1 protein-coding gene is annotated in these 1,031 nt (G+C 71.8%); it reads right to left on the bottom strand.

The genetic code is table 11. The features are described 5' to 3' along the window. A partial coding sequence (locus MLD63_RS17915; protein WP_255331253.1) for a hypothetical protein occupies positions 1 to 1,031 on the bottom strand: 1,031 nt, incomplete at both ends.

The raw sequence follows: 1,031 nt of genomic DNA, 5'->3' as shown, positions 1-1,031 counted from the left end.
CCACCGTTGTCGCCCAGCAGGCCGCCGACGAGGTCGCCCTCGCCTCCGAGGACACCGCCCAGCAGGTCGCCATCGCCGAGCACGCCATCGACCGTGTCGGTCACACCGGCCAGCAGGCCATCACCGTCGCCCAGCAACCCGCCGAGGAGGTCGTCCTCGCCGCCGAGGACGCCGCCCAGCAGATCGCCGTCGCCGAGCAGGCCATCGACCGTGTCGGTCACGCCGGCCAGCAGACCGCCGTCGTCGCCCAGCAACCCGCCGACGAGATCGCCCTCGCCTCCAAGGGCACCGCCGAGCAGGTCGCCATCGCCGAGCACGCCGTCGACCGTGTCGGTCACACCGGCCAGCAGGCCGCCCGTCAGGCCGTCGACGCTCTCCGCGACTCCGCCCAGCAGGCCGTCGGGCGCATCGCCCCCCGCGAGCAGGCCCGTGCCGGTCAGATCGCCCACAAGCCCGTCGCTGCCGGTCACGGCGCCGAGCACGCCCTCATCGCCGACGACATCGCCCAGCAGACCGTCCGAACCGGTGACCTCGCCCAGCAGACCGTCATTGCCGGTCACGTCGCCCAGCAAGCCACCATCGGCGATGACCGGATCCAGCAGGCCCGCCGATCCATCGACGCCATCCCCCAGAACGGGCGCGCCGAGCAGATCGTCGGCGATCCCGCCGACAAGGCCGTCCCCCAGCAGATCGCCCAGCAGGCCGTCCGAGCCGGTCACATCGCCCAGCACGCCGTCATTGCCGGTCACGTCACCCAGCAGGCCGCCATCGGCCAGGACAGGATCGAGCACCCCCTGAACCTCGTCCGTCGGATCCGTGCCGTCGGTCGGATCGGTTGGGTCCGTCGGGTCAGTGCCGTCCGTCGGGTCCGTTGGATCAGTGCCATCGGTGGGGTCGGTGCCATCAGTAGGATCGGTCGGGTCCGTGCCGTCCGTTGGGTCAGATCCGTCGGTTGGGTCGGTTGGATCGGTGGGGTCCGTTGGGTCCGTGCCCTCGGTAGGATCCGTCGGGTCGGTGGGGTCCGTACCGTC

The sequence above is a fragment of the Paracoccus albicereus genome (assembly GCF_024359525.1).
Classification (GTDB): Bacteria; Pseudomonadota; Alphaproteobacteria; order Rhodobacterales; family Rhodobacteraceae; genus Paracoccus; species Paracoccus albicereus.
Note: the sequence above shows the minus strand (reverse complement) of the source record. Positions and strands in the feature narration are given on the sequence as shown.